We start from the raw sequence: 15,758 nt of genomic DNA on the forward strand, positions 1-15,758 counted from the left end.
GCTTGCCGAGCAGCAGCGCCACGCCCAGGCGACTCAGCTGGCGGCGAAGATGACGGGTTCCATGTGCAGGTAGTACGCGTCGTCGTCGGCGGTCGGGTCGACCGGTGTGGCGAGGCGTTCCACCGCCAGGAACCCGCCGGCGGCGTACGCGAAGCCAGGCACCCAGGTGACCCCCCTGCGGCCCTGGGTGAACGGGAAGCGGGACGACTCGGTTCCGGTCGCCGGGTCCAGGTTGATCAGGTCGCCGGCCTCACTGAGCAGGTGCACCCGTCCCGGTTGGGTGGCGAGTATTCGTACCGGTCCGAGGTCGGATCGCCGCCAGGCCGGGGAGCCCGTGTCGGCCACGCGAGCAACCAGTTCGGTCGGTCCCGGGGCGATCGCCCATTCCCCGGCCAGTACGACCTCCGGGGAGTCCAACGCCGGCACCGCCACCGGTCCACCCGTCGCCGGGAACCAGCCACGGCTGGACTCACCACTGGTGGTCCGGAGCGCCGGACAGCCCGAGCGGCCGGGTCCGCAGTCGAGGCCGTCGACCGTCAGTTTCGAACCGGCGTCCTCGGGCCGCCACCGGGTGACCGGCGTACCGTCCGCCACGTTGCGGAACTCGGCCATCTGCGGCGAGGCACAGACGTCCACGCTGACGAACTGGCCGGTGGTGGTGGTGAGGCCGTCACGACGGCAGGACGGGGCGACCGCGTCGCGCCACAGCTCCCGGCCGGTGACCAGGTCCACGCCACGCAACTCGGTCCGGCCGGTCACGACCAGGACAGCCTGCCCGTCCCGGGTGGTGGCGGTGTGCAGTCCGGACGGCGCGTAGACCTCGACCGCCCCGGTACGTCGGCCCTCGTAGCCCTGTCCGGGCTCAGGGCCGCTCGCCCGCCAACTGATCCGACCGGTACGGGCATCCAGCGCGACCAGTTCACCGTCCGACCACCGGGTGACCACCGTGGTGTGGGCGGCCACCACCCCGGTGAGCTGTGCCGGCCAGCGGCGGTACGACCAGTACGGGGTGCGTCGGGTCCTGGCGTCGACGGGATGGTCGGCGACGACCTGTCGAGGGCTGGCATGGACCCGGATTCGATCATCGACGATCAGCGGTGCCGTAGGCAGCGCGCCGATCACTCCTGGTGCCCGGGTAGCCGGGGACGGGTATGCGACCCGGGCCGGGGTGAGTTCCTCCGCTGGGGCGAGGACCCGGTACGCGATCGCACCGGCCGCCACGACGGCCAGCACCGCAGCGACCGCTGCGATGATCGACCGACGCCGGTTCCGTGCGCCGCTCAGCGTTCCCGTGCCTTTCGGCGTCCCCATGCCCACACCTCCGCCGGGCACCCTATCGAGCGGAGGAAGCGTGCCGCCTGGCAGGCCAAGCGGCACCTTTCGTAGCCATCCAAGTCGTAGTCGTCCAGGGGTTCCGGCGAACACCGACGGTCATGGCGATCAACCAACCCTGTCCGGGTGCGGTTGGCCGCAATCTGACGTTCCGTTACCGGTACCCGTGGTCGGAGCCGAGACTGTCCAGGACTGTCCAGGACTGTCCAGGTCAACGGCTGTCCAGGTCGACTACGGTCCAACACCGCCGATCGGTCAACGATCGAAGGTGCCAGCCTTGGTCGCAGCGACGAACGCCGCCCAGCCGCGCGGGCTGAACGCCAGCACCGGCCCCTCTGGGTCCTTGGAGTCCCGCAGGCCGACGACATCGACCAGGTTGTCCGCGACCTCGATGCACAGTCCCTGGTCGTTTGAGCGGCTGCTCTTGCGCCACTGTGCACAGGCAAGGTCAATCATTCAACACCCCTCACTTGGGAGACGAGTCCCGATTCAGGTTCGGGGCGATTTGCCCATCATCTGCACGCCCTTGTGCATCGTGTGCGACCGCAAAGCCCCGTCGGGATCGTCCTGATCAACCAGAAGTGCAGTTCAGGAGGTTACGGGTAGGTTGCAAATAAGACGGACTATTTGTCCGTCATCGGATGAAATGTGCGTTCGGCCGAGCCGGAGGTGGCGGCTCGGCACCCGCAAGGGCGGCCCATCGGAGCATTTCGACCGGCCTCGGGGCGGGTTGATACGACTTGACCGACAAACCTGGGAGCGATCGCCCGACGGACGGATAGCCGTTCGATGCGGTTCGTTCACCCGATGGGCGACGTCGGTCATTCGTACCTATCTCTTGCCACATCTATCCGTAAGCGTTGTGTCGCTCAACGCGAAGAGACAGACTCAATTCGACCGGGCGGGATCCTCGCTAGGAGGCCCGGCCCGCCCAGATGCAATCCCAGGAAGGCCAACGACGGAAAGGCCAGGCGGACGGGAAGGCGGCAAGTCGGATGCGACAGTACGGGGGAAGCAGCGGCCAGGCCGAGCTGCAGAACGTCAAGATCCAGACAAATTCCTGGTGGGACAACCCGGGACAGCCCACTCCGTACCTGTTGTGGGGCCTGATCTGGTGCCGGTGCGGCACGACCATGGTGCCGTTGGACCGCCGCAACGGCACAGCCGCCACCGAACGCTTCTACCGCTGTGACGCCGGCTGTGGCCGGCCACCCGTGCCGGCCGGCAGCATCGAGGGCGAGGTCCTCCGGGCCGTGGTCCACGAGACCCAGGAGAAGCGGGCCCGCCGTACCCCGCCCTGGCTACGCAGTCTGCGGTCGGCGTGGGTGCACTCCTGCCCCGACCGGCGACGGGACCTGATCCGTCGCCGGATCCACCGGGTGGTTGCCGGGAACGGTCAGGCCCCGCAGTTGTACTGGTTGACCTACACGTCCCCGGCAGGCTGAATCGTCGGCTCCGGCCGCCCCCTGGCGTGCTCGACCAGCAGCCGGAGGGGACCCACCCGTCCACGGTCGAGCTGGCCGGGACCGGCCGCAGCTCAGGGTCGAGCTGGCTGGATGGTGCCGGTGACCTCGCCCAGGGCGACGGTGGTGCCGTCCGGGCCGGGGGCGGTCGCGGTGATGGTGACCGTGTCACCGTCGGCCAGGAACGACCGGGCCGGGTCGTCGCCCACCGCCACCGGCTCGGTGCCACCCCAGGTCAGTTCCAGGAACGAGCCGACCTGCCCCCGATCCGGACCGGAGACCGTGCCGGAGGCGAACAGGTCACCGGTACGCAGTGACGCCCCGTTGACCGTCAGGTGTGAAAGCTGCTGGGCCGGGGTCCAGTACATGGTCGCGAAGGGCGGCTCGCTGACCCGCGTACCGTTCCACTCCACCGCCAACCGCAGGTCCAGCCCGACGTGCGGCACGTCGCGCAGGTAGTCGAGCACCACCGGGTCCTGGTCCGGGGCCGCCACCCAGGCATCCGCCAGCGCCGCCAACGGCGTCACCCAGGGCGAGACCGAGGTGGCGAAGGACTTACCGAGAAACGGGCCGAGCGGCTGGTATTCCCAGGCCTGGATGTCCCGGGCGGACCAGTCGTTGACCAGCACCACACCGAAGACGTACTTCGCGAAGTCCCCGACCGGCACCCGGTCGCCCAGTGCCGACGGCACCCCCACCACGAAACCGACCTCGGCCTCGATGTCCAACCGCTGGGACGGGCCGAAGACCGGACCGTCGGGGGTGGAGCGCTGCCCGCACGGGCGGACCACCGACGTACCGGAGACGACGACGGTGCCGGCCCGACCGTGGTAGCCGATCGGCAGGTGCTTCCAGTTCGGCAGCAACGGCGGCTGGCCCGGCCGGAAGATCTGTCCGACGTTGGCCGCGTGGTGCTCGGAGGAGTAGAAGTCGACGTAGTCTCCGACCTCGAACGGCAGCACCAACTCGACCTCGGCCAACGGCACCAGCAACGGTTGCACCTCGGCCCGGTGCTCCTCACCGACCAGCAGTTCGACGATCCGCGCCCGTACCGCCCCCCACTGGGCCGGACCGAGGGCCATGAAGTCGTTGAGCACCGGCCGCCGCAGCGCACCACCGGCCAGGATCAGGTCGGCCGCTTCCGCGCCGTCGAGGTCGAGGACGAAGTCCCCGATCCGTACGCCGATGCGTGGTGCGCGCCCGTCGTGCCGGAACACCCCGTACGGCAGGTTGTGCACTCCGTACGGCGAACCCGCCGCACCCTCGACCCAGGTCATAGCTCGAATCCCCCGTTCACCATGTTCAGCCGGATCAGGTCGGTCAGTGGTTCCACGATGCTGCACGAGCCGAAGCCGATCCACAACGGACGGGACCGGTCCCGCCGTACCCGGGCCGGCTCGACCAGCCGCAGCGGGTCGGTGGTGGCCAGCAGGTCGGCGACCTCGGCCACCTCCGCGCCGTCGGCGGCCACTGCGGACGCGACGAGCACGTTGACGAACCCGTGGTGGATGAATCCCGTCTCCGGGTCGGTGTTCCGGATGGCGTGGTGCAGGCCGGCGGTGAGCTTGAACGGCAGGTCCCTGTCCCGACAGGCGCAGATCACCGCGGCCAACTCCACCGGGGTCGGGAACAACTCGGCGGCGAGGCCCCCGGTACGGAACTTCGCGGCTATCCGGGTACCGGTGGCCCGCTCCTGGGCGACGACGTCCAGCGCCCGCAGCAGCCCCCAGGCCAACGGGATCTCGGCGTAGACGTCCACCTCCCCGAGTTGCCCGGGCAGCTTGGTCAACTCGGCCAGGCCCGGTTGCGGGTCCTCGCCGCGCTTGGCCACCGCCGCCTCGACCTGTCTCAACGTGATCCGAGGGTCGAGGCCGTCCCGAAGGTCGTAGAGCCGGGTCAGTGGTGAGACGTCACCGATCACCCCTACCTCGATCCGCTCATCGGGTTCGAGCAGATCGGTCAGTGCTGGCAACGCCGTGGCCGGGACCAGGAGCGGCCCGACCAGGTCGGCGTACCAGGCGGCCCGGTGTCGCCGGTGAGCGGCGAGCGCGTCAGGGAGCGTTGCGCTTCCGGGCGGAAAGACGGCAGCGTCGTCGACGAGACCGGCGAAGAGCCGGGGCACCTGCGTTGACACGAACACAGAATCTACGGGACGCTACGACTAACGGACAACAGCGTCCGATTATCGGACGCCATCGGCCGGTGACTGGGACAAATCGGGAGATGGTCATGCCGTACTACCGCAGCGTCGGCGAGGTGCCGCGCAAACGCCACACCCAGTTCCGTCAGCCCGACGGCAGCCTCTATGCCGAGGAGTTGATGGGCCAGGAAGGGTTCTCCTCGGACTCCTCCCTGCTCTACCACCGGCATCTGCCGACCGCGATCCTCGCCGCCGAGGAATTCACCCGGCCGGCCTGGACCCGGGTTCCCAACCTGCCGTTGAAACCACGGCACCTGCGCACCCACAAACTCGACGGTGGCCCGGCCGATGCCGTGCTCGGGCGGCAGTACCTGCTGGCCAACGACGACGTGCGGATCGCCTACGTAGTCGCCGACCAGCCGTCCCCGCTCTACCGCAACGCGACCGGCGACGAGTGCCTCTACGTCGAGGCGGGCACCGCCCGGATCGAATCCACCTTCGGGGTCCTCGACGCCGTCGCCGGCGACTACGTGATCATCCCGACCTCGGTGATCCACCGGATCGTGCCCACCGGGGACTCACCGGTCCGGCTGCTGACGGTCGAGGCCACCGGGCACATCGGGCCGCCCAAGCGCTACCTCTCCGTACGCGGCCAGTTCCTCGAACACTCGCCGTACTGCGAACGGGACGTACGCGGACCGGACGAGCCGCTGCTCGTCGACGGCTCCGAGGTCGAGGTGCTGGTCCAGCACCGACGCGGCTGGACCCGGTACGTCTACGCCCACCACCCGTTCGACGTGGTCGGCTGGGACGGCCACCTCTACCCGTGGGCCTTCTCCATCCACGACTTCGAGCCGATCACCGGCCGGGTGCACCAGCCACCACCGGTGCACCAGACCTTCCAGGGCCCGAACTTCGTGATCTGCTCGTTCGTGCCCCGCAAGGTGGACTACCACCCGCTGGCCATCCCGGTGCCGTACAACCACCACAACGTCGACTCCGACGAGATGCTCTTCTACACCGGCGGCAACTACGAGGCGAGGCGCGGTTCCGGCATCGAGCAGGGTTCCATCTCCCTGCACCCGGCCGGCTTCACCCACGGCCCGCAGCCGGGTGCGGTGCAACGGTCGATCGGCGTCGACTACTTCGACGAACTCGCGGTCATGGTGGACACCTTCCGTCCACTCGATCTGTGCGAGTCGGCGCTGAGCTGTGAGGACCCCGGATACGCCTGGACCTGGGCCCGTACCGGCACCGACTGAACCGACGGGCGGGACACCGCCTGGACCACACCTGCTGGTCGCATGGCCGGCAGGAGTAACAGGGGTGGTCCAGGCGGTCAGTACGTACGGCGGAGTACCGCTATCTCGGCCGCCGTCGCGGCGCAGATCGCCAGCACCAGCGGCCACGGCGTACCGATCAGGGCGTAGAGCAGGATCAGGCAGGGCGCGGCCAGGACGGTGTATCCGGCGAAGGCCAGCGCCCGGTCCTCCCGCAGCAACCCGGGCAGGATCCGGCCGACCAGGCCGGGCAACCGGGCCGCGAACATCCACACCACCCCGGCACCGCCGAGCGCCAGCACCACGGCCAGGATCCGGGACAACGCCCCGTTACCGGCGGCCAGGAAGGCCACCAGCACCACGGCAACGAACGAGTAGCCGGCGCCGTACAGCACCAGGTTGCGCATGCCCGCGCCGATCGTCCGCCCGGCCTTGATCCCGGCCGGGTCCAACGCCGCAGCATCGGCGATGTGTGCCAGCGCCTCCGCGTAGCGGCGCTGCTCCAGCCGGATCACACCGATGTCGTGCTGGGCCTCGGCCAGCTCGGGGTCGAGCCGCAGCGCCTCCCGATAGGCCCGCTCGGCCAGGTCGAACTGCTCCATCCGGGCGGCGACCAGACCGAGCACCAGATGCGCCTGGGGTTCCTCCGGGGCCAGTTCCACGCCACGCCAGGCGGCGTTCAGGGCCAGTTGCCCGTTCCGTGACTCGGCCAGGATCGCTGCTGCGCTGCGCTGGGCGTAGGCGTCGGTCGGGCCGAGGGCGAGAATCTGGTCCGCGGTCTGCGCCGCCTCCGCGAACCGCCGCAGGTCGGCCAGTGCGATTCCCCGGGCCACCAGGGGAGGCACCTGCTCGGGTGCTGCGGCGATCGCCGCATCCGCCGCCGTCAACGCCTCGGTCGGCCGCTCCATCGCAATGTGTACGCGGGACAGCATCGTCAATGCGTACGGGTCACCGGGGTTGAGGGCGATCGCGTAGCTGAGTTCGGTCGCGGCCTCGTCGTAGCGGCCCAGATCGGCCAGGAGTACGGCCCGCTGGATGTAGCCGTCGGCGGAGGGGTGCTGGTCTGAGGCGGCATCGCTGGACACGGCCCGAGCCTAGATCGTCCGCCGGTGAAGCGGGAGCGCCGCACTGGCCCGCATTCCGATAGTCTCCCGGCCATGCATCGCACCCGGCTGTACGGTCTCTTCGTCGACGCCCCCAGGACGGAAGCGGACGCGGCGGTGACCTTCTGGGCCGCCGCCCTCGGCGCGACCCCGAAACCGGACGCCGACGGCACCTACCACGCGCTGCCCGGCGCGGCCGGCACCGAACTCGCGATGGAGGTGCAGGCGGTCGACGACGCCCCGCGCTACCACCTCGACATCGAGACCGACGACGTGCCGGCGGAGGTGGATCGACTGGTGGCGCTCGGTGCCACCGAGGAGACCCGGCACGACGGATGGGTGGTCCTCCGTGCGCCCGGCGGACACCTCGTCTGTGTGGTTCCGGTGCAGAGTGACCCGGAGTTCTTCACCGCCCATGCCCGACGCGTCGGGTGAGCGCTGCTGGTGAGCGTCGAATGGGGTGCTATCCGGCCGAGGTCACGACCGGGTAGACCAACGCGACCGCAAAACCCGCCAGACCCTCGCCGCGACCGGTGAAGCCGAGACCATCGGTGGTCGCGGCGGAGACGCTGACGGCTGCGCCGATCGCCTCGCTCAGCACGCTCTCCGCCTCGGCGCGACGCGGTCCGATCTTGGGGCGTACCCCGATCACCTGGACGGAGACGTTGCCGATCTCGAAGCCGGCAGCCCGTACCCGGCGGGCGGTCTCGCCGAGCAGTACGACCCCCGCAGCACCGGCCCACTCGGGCTCGGCGACGCCGAAGTTGGATCCGAGATCGCCGAGGCCGGCGGCGGAGAGCAGCGCGTTGCAGGCCGCGTGGGCGGCGACGTCAGCGTCGGAATGCCCGGCCAGACCGTCCACCCCCGGCCAGTGCAGGCCGGCCACCCAGCAGTCTCGACCGGCTTCGAATGCATGTACGTCGCTGCCGACGCCCACCCGTGGAACGATCACGCCGGGAAGCATACGTCGATCAAGGATCCCTGCGCTGATCAAGGGCGAATCACCGTGCTTCGGAGATCGAAACACGCCCAGAGGTCCTTGATCGACAAGAAGGGCGGAGATGCGGGTGGGTTGGGGTGGAATGGGGAAAGGGTCAGGGGGTGGCGGGTGCGGCGGCCAGCAGGTGCTCGGCCAGCGCCAGGTCGAACGGACGGGTGATCTTCATCGCGTACTCGGAGCCGGGCACGCACCTGACGGGTATCCCCTGCTTCTCCACCAACCCGGCGTCGTCGGTGAGCGGGTCGACGGCGGCGGCGTGCGCGGCGGCCAGCACGTCGCGGCGGAAGCCCTGCGGGGTCTGTACGGCCCGCAGCGCCGACCGGTCGACGGTGCCCAGCACCGCGTCGTCGGCGGAGACCTCCTTGATCGTGTCGACCACCGGCAGCACGGGGATCACGGCGTCCTGACCGGCCCGGACGGCCGCCGCGACGGACTCCACCAACTCGGGTGGGGTCAACGCCCGGGCCGCGTCGTGCACCAGGACGATCCCGGGCCCGGCCGGTACGGCGGCCAGCGCGGCAGCAACCGACTCCTGCCGGGTGGCGCCACCGGCGACGACGATCACCGGGGCGACCGGGGCCAGCAGTTCGGCAACAGCGTTCAGCTCGGCGGTCGGCGCCGCGACGACGATGGAATGCACACAGGGCGCGGCAGCGATCCGGCGTACCGCGTGCACCAGCAGTGACTCGCCGGCCAGCAGTCGGAGTGCCTTGGGGCGACCCGGGCCGAGACGGACGCCCGCACCAGCAGCCGGAACGAGGACCGCGACGTCACCGCGCGGATTGAGCTGCGCGGTCACGTCGCGGTCCTCGAATTCTTTGCGTCCGGGTGGGTGGATAACGAGCAGAGCGTCCGGAACCTGCTCCTACGCCTCGGTCAGCACCTTGTCGAGGAGGGTTTCCGCCTCGTCCTTGGTGCTCTTTTCGGCGAGCGCGACCTCGCCGACCAGGATGTCACGAGCCTTGGCGAGCATCCGCTTCTCGCCCGCCGACAGGCCCCGCTCCCGCTCCCGGCGCCAGAGGTCACGGACGACCTCAGCCACCTTGAGGGGGTTACCGGAGGCCAGCTTCTCCAGATTCGCCTTGTAACGCCGCGACCAGTTGGTCGGCTCCTCGGTGTGCGGAGCGCGGAGAACATCGAAGACCTTACCCAGGCCCTCTTCGCCGACTACTTCGCGGACACCGACGATCTCGGCGTTCTCAGCGGGCACCCGCACCGTCAGGTCACCCTGAGCGACCCTGAGAACGAGGTACTGCTTCTCCTCGCCCCTGACGACCCGAGTCTCGATTGCCTCGATGAGTGCGGCCCCGTGGTGGGGGTAAACAACGGTCTCGCCGACACTGAAAACCATAGGTTCGAAACCCCTTTCGCTGTGTCTAGGGTAACACGCTCAGGCACCGATGTCTCACCGCGTTCCTGACCGTTAGCGCAGCTCAGAGGCCTTGTGAGAGGTCTTTCTTCAGCTTGACAGCCGGTCAATCCGATGGTTTCACCACGGTGTGTTACTTCGGGATCACCGGCCAGCAAGGCAGGTCGGGAAATCGGAACAAGGACGTAGCGGTCCTTCAATCGTAACTCTCACCCTAGGGGTACGCCCACCACTGGCGAGACGAACGCCAGTAGGGGACCCTGGAACCGGGCCCGATCCACTGTTCAGGTGACCGCAAGGGGGCGCGATGGGCACGGCGGGCAACGGTGACGGACGACCCGATGGCGGCGGACCGCCCGAAGGGCTGCCCGGCCTGCCCCCGGAATGGGGCTCGATCGTAATTCCGGACGATCCCGCCGAACTGGCCGACGAGGCCGCCCAGCTCCGCGCCGAACTACGCAGACGGAACCGCCGTACCGCCTGGCGTCGGCTGTTCGGACTGCCACCCGCTCCGGGCGTCGACATCCCCAGCCCGCCCCGCAGCCCCCTGCTGATCCTCCTGGTCGCCGTACTGACCACGCTGGTCAGCCTCTTCGCCGTGGTACGGACGACCCAACGCACCCCGCAGCAGACCGCCCCCACCACCGGCACCCCCGTACAGCGGGTGCCCGCAATGGATCTGATCCGCGAGGACGGCGCCCTGGTCCCGCTACGCAGCCTGCTGCCCGCCGTACTCGTCTTCGTCGACGGCTGCACCTGTGTCGACGAGCTGAACCTGGCCGCGCGAACGGTACCTCCCGGGGTCACCGTGGTGGCGCTGACCAGCGAGACACGGCCGTCCGCCACACCGGGACAGCCACCGGTCGCCCCGATCCGGTCCCTCGTCGACCCGACCGCCCAGTTGGCCGCCGCACTGCGACTTTCACCGCGCCCCGACCCGGCCACCACGCTGCTGGTCGCCCGCTCCGGGGGGATCGTCCGGATCCTGCCCTCGACGAACGGACTCGCGGAGCACCCGGCCGAACTGGCCGAATTGGGCAACCGTTGACCACGGCAATTATCGACGGGTCGATTTAGGCGAATGTCGACGACCAACGATCGGCAGCAGAATGACGGTATAGCCGAAGCGGCTGATCCCGAATGGACGAATGGGATTTGACGCCACGCTGGTACGACGCGTAATCGTCGCCGCTTTCCGCAAGATCGACCTTGGCTGCCGGAATGGCCGGCGACTGCCGTCAGCCCGTCGCCCCAACCTGCTGTCGAACTGGGTCATTCGTGCTGTCGCGCCCGGGGGCTGGCCGTCCGTACCGACCGGCCGCACGCGGACCCACCCACGGGTCGACGTCCACCGACCGACGACGACAGGCGGCAAACCTCGATCACCAACGCTAGAACGGTCGTTCGAGTACCACCCCGACCCAGGCCGAACCGGGGCCCGCGTACGTCACCTTGATGCGTACCCGACCATCGACGGCCACCGAAATCACCGACAGCTCCCCGTTGCAGCGAGCGCCGATGGACCTCGGCTGGCTCCGGCCACCATCGACCTGGAAGTGCAGGTCGCCGGAGGCGACGCAGATGCTTTGCAGCGAGTAGTTCCCGGGAGCGAGGGTGAGGTCCCAGTCCATCGCCTTGTCACGGGTCAGCGTCGTCACCTCACGTCGTACCGAGTTCGGGGAGAGTGGGAGTTCTTTTTCGACGTCACCCGCAGCCGGGCGGCCGGGGCCACCGACGCCGGTCGAAGGGACCGGCTCGACGGACCGGAACCGGGTGATCCGGCCGGTCGCCGGGTCGACGTCGAACACCAACCCAGCGGAGGGGGCGGTCGCCGGGTACCCCTGGCGGTAGTCCGGAGCTGCCGGGGAGTAGGCAGGCGTGGGCGTTGCAGCAGCCGACCCGGCGGACCGTCGGTCCGGATCCGGCGCGGACACCATCCACCACCAACCGCCACCGGTCAGGACCGCCAACGCCAGGAACGCCAGCAGATATCCGCGCAGTCGGTAGCCATCCGAAGTACTGCCCACAGCGCGATCCTAGCCGCCGGGGGCATTCCCGATCACCACTCGACCGGCACGTCAGGCCATCGATGCCCGTTGCAGCAGTGTCGCGTACAGGGTCAGTCCCGGGCCGAAGGCCAGCATGACGGTCCACCGGGGCGGGCGCGGCCCACGGGTCAACCGGTCCAGGATCAGCAGTACGGTCGGCGAAGAGCAGTTGCCATGCTCGGCGAGGACCGCCCGGGACGCGGCCAGCCCCTCCGCTGGCAGTCCCAACTCACGTTCTACCACGTTGAGGATCCGGGGGCCGCCCGGATGCACCGCCCAACCGTCGACATCGACCGTTCGCAGACCGTGCCGGGCCAGCAGATCGTCGACCAGACCCCGTACGTGCGACGCCAACACCTGCGGCACCTTCGGCGAGAGTCCCATCCGGAAGCCGGTGTCGGTGACGTCCCAGGTCATGTAGTCCGCCGTCGACGTGTCCGTCACCGCGACGACCTCGCGGACCGCGTACCCCCGGGTCGCTCCCGGCGCGACCACGGCGGCGACGGCGGCGTCCGAGAAGAGCGCGTGAGCGACGATCTGCTGGGTGTCCGTCCGGGCCGACGACGGTTGCAGGTGCAGTCCGGGCAGCTCGGCGCAGAGCAGCAACGCCGGGCGGCCCCGGGCGGTGACGAAGTCGGTTGCCGCGCCGAGCCCGGGCAGCGCGGCGTAGCAGCCCATGTGCCCGACGAACATCCGCTGTGTACCGGTGGCCAGACCGAGGTCCCGGGCCAGCAGGATGTCCAGCCCCGGGGTGGCGTAGCCGGTGCAGGAACAGACCACGAAGAGCCCGATGTCGTCGGCCGACAGGCCGGCATCGGTCAACGCCCGACCAACCGCCTCCTTGCCCAGCGGCAGCGCCTCGACGAGATAGCGACGCATCCGGCGTTCGGTCGACCAGTCGGACACGTCCTCCAACAGCGGATTGACCGCTGCCTGGCGGGTGGTGACCCCGGAGTTGGCGAAGATCCGCTGGGCCAGTTCCCGGGTCGGCCCGCAGAAGTGCCGGGCGAAGAAGCCCTCCCACAGTTCGTGCTGGGTGGCCCGGGGCGGCAAGGCGATCCCCATTCCGGTGATCGCGACCGTGGGGCTCGCTCGCTGCGCCCGCTCGCTCCTCGCGCTCACCATCGGGGGGCCGTTCCGTCGCGGTCCGGGTCGCCGCCGAGCGCGGCGATGCCGAGCCAGTCCGCGCAGACGTCCGAGGTCGCCGGATGCAGTGACCCGCAGCGGGCGTCGCGGTAGAGCCGCTCCAGCGGGTGACCGCGCCGGGTGGCTGAGGTCCCCGCCGCCTCCAACATCGACGCGGCGACCTCCGCCGCGGTCGTACCGGCCAGCAGCTTGGCCCGCCACACCCAGCGGTTCGTCTCCACGTCGCCCGGTTCGTCGTCGACCCGACGGGCTGCCTCGGTGACCACCAACCGGGCGGCGGCGACCGCAGCGTCGGCCCGCCCGATCCGGGCGCGTACGGCCGGCAGCCCGGTGAGGCCACGAGCCGTCAGGTGCTCGACGGCGGCGTCCACCGCCGCCTGGGCCACGCCCACGTACACGGCCGCGTAGCTGGCCACCAGCCAGTGCGGCATGAGCTGCGCCACCACCAGGGCGAGCCCTTCCACCCCGCCGAGCAGCCGGTCCGCCGGCACCGTCACGTCCAGGTGCAGATCGTGCGAGGCGGTGGCCCGCATCCCCAGCGAATCCCAGGTCTGCTCGACGTACAGCCCGTCGGACGTGGCCGGCACCAGGAACTGCGACACCACCGACTGATCGAGTGCGCTACGGGCGGCCACCAGGTACGCGTCAGCGTGCCCCGCCCCCGAGCAGAAGGTCTTGGCCCCCTTGATGTGGTAGCCACCGTCGACCGGCTGGTAGACGGTGGTCAGCTGGGAGAGCCGTGCCCCGGCACCCCGTTCGCTCATCGCCACCGCGTACCAGGATCCGGCGGCGGCGTCGGCCAGCAGCCGGTCGCGGGCGGCCAGCGCCCCGTCCGGCACACCGAGGGCCTCCGCCAGTTCCTCGGTCACCGCGCAGAGCGCTCCGGTCACCGAGGCGTGCATGTTGAACACCAGCGCCGTCGCTCCGTTGCCCCGGGCCAGTTCGGTGGCGACGGCGGTGTATTCGGCAAAACTCGCCCCCGAGCCACCCAGCGCCGGTGGGACCATCAGCCCGAACAGCCCCGCCTCCCGAAGGTCCGCGAAGTCCGCCACCGGAAACGCACCGTCCCGGTCGTTCTCCGCCGCCCGGGCCGCCAGCCGTGGTACCAGCCGGCGCGCAGCCAGCACCGCATCCACCTTCATGGCCGCCGTATCCACCGCCATGGCTCCCCCTTCCGTCCGCGCTGTCGAGGCGCCCTACCCTTCCTTCACCCCCAGGCCCTGGTAGAGCACCGCCGTCGACCAGGTCGGCACGATCCTCGGCGTACCCGGGCCACCGGCATCAGCCCGGCGTAGCCCGGGCACCGCCCGTCGGACCAGCCACCTCGTCACCCCCCAGAACTCGGGGCGTACGCCCCGGACCCGCAGCCGTACGCCGTGCCGGGCGCATTCCGCGGTCAGCTCCCGTACGTCAACGAACAGTCGCGGGTCATGGATGCCCCGGGGGGCCACCCCGGGCAGCAACTCGGCCACCCGGACGGCCAGTAGCCGGCTCAGGGCGGTGGCGTTCAGGGTGTCCAGCACCAACGTCCCGCCGGGTCGGAGCAGCCGGCAGACCTCGGCCACCACCGCCGGCCAGTCGGGAACGTGTTCCAGCAGTTCACCGGCGGCGACCACGTCCGCACAGCCATCCGCCAGCGGCACCGAGGTGGCATCTCCGTTGACCGGCGTCACGCCGTGCGCGGCGGCCTGTTCCAGCGCGGAGCAGACCAGGTCGACGCCGATGTGGTGGTATCCCTTGCCGGTCAGGTACGGCGTGAGCAGGCCCGCTCCACAGCCGACATCGACCAGCACCGCGCCCGGCCGACGGGCTGGCGGGATCAGCCTGGCCCGGGACTCGGCCAACCAGTGCAGCATCGCGAACGCGCCCTCGGGCCGCCACCATTCCCCGGCCAGGTCGTCGTACTGCCGAAGATCGTTACGTGGCAGGGACCTGACCTGGCCCCGGGCCGTCCGAACCTGCCCGTCTCCCATGGACTGAGCCTGGCACGATCCACCAATAAGGGCCAGACTTCCCCTATGCCGGAAATGGTGTTAAGGCTGATCCGGGCGAGCCATCCGGAGCCGGCGCTGGCGGTCACCGGCGTGGCGGCGCTGCTGGCCTGGGGCGTCGGTCACCGACCCGGCGGGGTGGCGGTGGTTACGGCGGCCGTGCTGGCCAGCCAACTCGCCGTCGGCTGGCTGAACGACTGGCTCGACGCCGACCGGGACGCGGCGGTCGGCCGGACCGACAAGCCGCTGGTCGAGGGGGCGATCAGCCGACGGGTGGTCGGCGCGGCGGGAGTGCTGGCCGCCCTGGTCACACCGCCGCTGGCGTTGGCCACGAATCCGGCCGCTGCGGTGCTGGCCACCGTCGCCCTGGTCTCCGCGCTGCTCTACAACTGGCCACTGAAGTTCACCCCGGCCTCGGTGTTGCCGTACGCCCTCTCCTTCGGGGCGCTGCCCGCCTTCGTCGTACTCGCCCTGCCGGACGCGCCGGCTCCACCGTTGTGGCTGGTGGCGGCCGGAGTGTTGCTCGGTGCGGGCGCACACTTCGCCAACGTGCTGCCCGATCTGGACGACGACGTACGGACCGGGGTACGCGGACTACCTCACCGGATCGGCCCGGCCGGGACCCGGACAGCCGCCGCCGGGCTGCTGCTGGCGACCACGGCGACGCTCGTCTTCGGACCACCCGGGCCGCCGTCCTGGTCCGGGTTGGCGGCCATCGCGGTCGCCGTCGTGGTGCTGCCCCTCGGGTGGTACGGCAGTCGCACCGCCGCACGGCGGGGCACCAGGCCGGTGGCGGTGTTCCGCGCGGTGCTGCTGGTGGCGCTCATCGACGTCGTCCTACTGGTGATCGCCGGCCGGGTGGTGTGATCCGGTCCCGGTCACCTCA

17 protein-coding genes are annotated in these 15,758 nt (G+C 70.2%); 5 read left to right on the plus strand and 12 right to left on the minus strand.

Annotated elements, in window-relative coordinates; translation table 11 throughout:
- Positions 1 to 33 precede the first annotated feature (33 nt).
- Positions 34 to 1,311: an outer membrane protein assembly factor BamB family protein gene (locus ACFQ4H_RS06585; RefSeq protein WP_377568057.1), complete on the minus strand. Its 1,278-nt coding sequence runs from the start codon at positions 1,309 to 1,311 to the stop codon at positions 34 to 36.
- A gap of 276 nt (positions 1,312 to 1,587) precedes the next feature.
- Positions 1,588 to 1,788 (minus strand): DUF397 domain-containing protein, encoded by a 201-nt coding sequence (locus tag ACFQ4H_RS06590; RefSeq protein WP_377568059.1) that lies wholly within the window; start codon positions 1,786 to 1,788, stop codon positions 1,588 to 1,590.
- A 539-nt stretch (positions 1,789 to 2,327) separates the two neighbouring features.
- On the opposite strand from ACFQ4H_RS06590, the gene ACFQ4H_RS06595 reads away from it, so the two are divergent.
- Positions 2,328 to 2,777, plus strand: coding sequence for a recombinase zinc beta ribbon domain-containing protein (locus ACFQ4H_RS06595; protein WP_377568061.1), 450 nt, complete (start codon positions 2,328 to 2,330; stop codon positions 2,775 to 2,777).
- Positions 2,778 to 2,869: 92 nt separating this feature from the next.
- Here the strand turns inward: ACFQ4H_RS06595 and fahA are convergent, their stop codons facing one another.
- Together fahA and ACFQ4H_RS06605 are read right to left on the minus strand one after the other, a co-directional pair.
- Complete coding sequence (gene fahA, locus ACFQ4H_RS06600) at positions 2,870 to 4,072, minus strand: fumarylacetoacetase (RefSeq protein ID WP_377568063.1); 1,203 nt, start codon at positions 4,070 to 4,072, stop codon at positions 2,870 to 2,872.
- Positions 4,069 to 4,929: a hypothetical protein gene (locus ACFQ4H_RS06605; protein WP_377568065.1), complete on the minus strand. Its 861-nt coding sequence runs from the start codon at positions 4,927 to 4,929 to the stop codon at positions 4,069 to 4,071. Before ACFQ4H_RS06605 ends, fahA begins: the two co-directional genes overlap by 4 nt.
- Positions 4,930 to 5,024: 95 nt before the next feature.
- Between ACFQ4H_RS06605 and ACFQ4H_RS06610 the strand changes: the two genes are divergently transcribed.
- Positions 5,025 to 6,197, plus strand: coding sequence for a homogentisate 1,2-dioxygenase (locus tag ACFQ4H_RS06610; RefSeq protein ID WP_377568067.1), 1,173 nt, complete (start codon positions 5,025 to 5,027; stop codon positions 6,195 to 6,197).
- Between the two features lie 77 nt (positions 6,198 to 6,274).
- On the opposite strand, the gene ACFQ4H_RS06615 is transcribed toward ACFQ4H_RS06610, so the two are convergent.
- Positions 6,275 to 7,300, minus strand: coding sequence for a tetratricopeptide repeat protein (locus ACFQ4H_RS06615; protein ID WP_377568069.1), 1,026 nt, complete (start codon positions 7,298 to 7,300; stop codon positions 6,275 to 6,277).
- Between the two features lie 72 nt (positions 7,301 to 7,372).
- Between ACFQ4H_RS06615 and ACFQ4H_RS06620 the strand changes: the two genes are divergently transcribed.
- Positions 7,373 to 7,753, plus strand: coding sequence for a VOC family protein (locus ACFQ4H_RS06620; protein ID WP_377568071.1), 381 nt, complete (start codon positions 7,373 to 7,375; stop codon positions 7,751 to 7,753).
- A 28-nt stretch (positions 7,754 to 7,781) separates the two neighbouring features.
- Here the strand turns inward: ACFQ4H_RS06620 and ispF are convergent, their stop codons facing one another.
- The 3 genes from ispF to ACFQ4H_RS06635 all read right to left on the minus strand — a co-directional run bounded on the left by ispF (position 7,782) and on the right by ACFQ4H_RS06635 (position 9,669).
- Positions 7,782 to 8,270 carry a 2-C-methyl-D-erythritol 2,4-cyclodiphosphate synthase gene (gene ispF, locus ACFQ4H_RS06625; RefSeq protein WP_377568073.1) on the minus strand — a complete coding sequence of 163 codons (489 nt, stop codon included), beginning with the start codon at positions 8,268 to 8,270 and terminating at the stop codon, positions 7,782 to 7,784.
- A gap of 142 nt (positions 8,271 to 8,412) precedes the next feature.
- Positions 8,413 to 9,117, minus strand: a complete 705-nt coding sequence (gene ispD / locus ACFQ4H_RS06630) for a 2-C-methyl-D-erythritol 4-phosphate cytidylyltransferase (RefSeq protein ID WP_377568075.1) — start codon at positions 9,115 to 9,117, stop codon at positions 8,413 to 8,415.
- 66 nt (positions 9,118 to 9,183) lie between these two features.
- Complete coding sequence (locus ACFQ4H_RS06635; protein ID WP_363855973.1) at positions 9,184 to 9,669, minus strand: CarD family transcriptional regulator; 486 nt, start codon at positions 9,667 to 9,669, stop codon at positions 9,184 to 9,186.
- Between the two features lie 325 nt (positions 9,670 to 9,994).
- Here ACFQ4H_RS06635 and ACFQ4H_RS06640 point away from each other — a divergent pair, with 325 nt between their 5' ends.
- Entirely contained in the window at positions 9,995 to 10,735 is a 741-nt protein-coding gene (locus ACFQ4H_RS06640; protein ID WP_377568077.1) for a hypothetical protein, read from the plus strand.
- Positions 10,736 to 11,078: 343 nt separating this feature from the next.
- On the opposite strand, the gene ACFQ4H_RS06645 is transcribed toward ACFQ4H_RS06640, so the two are convergent.
- The 4 genes from ACFQ4H_RS06645 to ACFQ4H_RS06660 are packed head-to-tail and all read right to left on the minus strand — an operon-like array spanning position 11,079 to position 14,854.
- A complete protein-coding gene (locus ACFQ4H_RS06645; RefSeq protein ID WP_377568079.1) occupies positions 11,079 to 11,714 on the minus strand; it encodes a hypothetical protein in 636 nt (211 codons plus the stop codon).
- Between the two features lie 51 nt (positions 11,715 to 11,765).
- On the minus strand, positions 11,766 to 12,860 hold the full coding sequence (locus tag ACFQ4H_RS06650) for a type III polyketide synthase (protein WP_377568081.1): 1,095 nt from the start codon (positions 12,858 to 12,860) through the stop codon (positions 11,766 to 11,768).
- A complete protein-coding gene (locus ACFQ4H_RS06655; protein ID WP_377568245.1) occupies positions 12,854 to 14,023 on the minus strand; it encodes an acyl-CoA dehydrogenase family protein in 1,170 nt (389 codons plus the stop codon). The genes ACFQ4H_RS06650 and ACFQ4H_RS06655 overlap by 7 nt, the downstream gene beginning before the upstream one ends.
- Before the next feature lie 54 nt (positions 14,024 to 14,077).
- The gene (locus ACFQ4H_RS06660) at positions 14,078 to 14,854 is read right to left on the minus strand and encodes a methyltransferase domain-containing protein (protein ID WP_377568083.1); all 777 of its coding nucleotides are present in this window, start codon (positions 14,852 to 14,854) and stop codon (positions 14,078 to 14,080) included.
- 45 nt (positions 14,855 to 14,899) lie between these two features.
- On the opposite strand from ACFQ4H_RS06660, the gene ACFQ4H_RS06665 reads away from it, so the two are divergent.
- Positions 14,900 to 15,739, plus strand: a complete 840-nt coding sequence (locus ACFQ4H_RS06665) for a UbiA family prenyltransferase (RefSeq protein WP_377568085.1) — start codon at positions 14,900 to 14,902, stop codon at positions 15,737 to 15,739.
- Positions 15,740 to 15,758: the final 19 nt, after the last annotated feature.

The organism is Micromonospora sonneratiae (genome assembly GCF_042679305.1).
Taxonomy (GTDB): Bacteria; Actinomycetota; Actinomycetes; order Mycobacteriales; family Micromonosporaceae; genus Micromonospora_H; species Micromonospora_H sonneratiae.

Bases quoted from the DNA above. Each gene is read 5' to 3' on its own strand.
- ACFQ4H_RS06655 (WP_377568245.1), bottom strand. From the start codon at position 14,023: ATGAAGGTGGATGCGGTGCTGGCTGCGCGCCGGCTGGTACCACGGCTG.
- ACFQ4H_RS06650 (WP_377568081.1), bottom strand. From the start codon at position 12,860: ATGGTGAGCGCGAGGAGCGAGCGGGCGCAGCGAGCGAGCCCCACGGTC.
- ACFQ4H_RS06660 (WP_377568083.1), bottom strand. From the start codon at position 14,854: ATGGGAGACGGGCAGGTTCGGACGGCCCGGGGCCAGGTCAGGTCCCTG.
- ACFQ4H_RS06665 (WP_377568085.1), top strand. From the start codon at position 14,900: ATGCCGGAAATGGTGTTAAGGCTGATCCGGGCGAGCCATCCGGAGCCG.
- ACFQ4H_RS06610 (WP_377568067.1), top strand. From the start codon at position 5,025: ATGCCGTACTACCGCAGCGTCGGCGAGGTGCCGCGCAAACGCCACACC.
- ACFQ4H_RS06585 (WP_377568057.1), bottom strand. From the start codon at position 1,311: ATGGGGACGCCGAAAGGCACGGGAACGCTGAGCGGCGCACGGAACCGG.
- ACFQ4H_RS06640 (WP_377568077.1), top strand. From the start codon at position 9,995: ATGGGCACGGCGGGCAACGGTGACGGACGACCCGATGGCGGCGGACCG.
- ACFQ4H_RS06635 (WP_363855973.1), bottom strand. From the start codon at position 9,669: ATGGTTTTCAGTGTCGGCGAGACCGTTGTTTACCCCCACCACGGGGCC.
- ACFQ4H_RS06620 (WP_377568071.1), top strand. From the start codon at position 7,373: ATGCATCGCACCCGGCTGTACGGTCTCTTCGTCGACGCCCCCAGGACG.
- ACFQ4H_RS06590 (WP_377568059.1), bottom strand. From the start codon at position 1,788: ATGATTGACCTTGCCTGTGCACAGTGGCGCAAGAGCAGCCGCTCAAAC.
- fahA (WP_377568063.1), bottom strand. From the start codon at position 4,072: ATGACCTGGGTCGAGGGTGCGGCGGGTTCGCCGTACGGAGTGCACAAC.
- ACFQ4H_RS06595 (WP_377568061.1), top strand. From the start codon at position 2,328: ATGCGACAGTACGGGGGAAGCAGCGGCCAGGCCGAGCTGCAGAACGTC.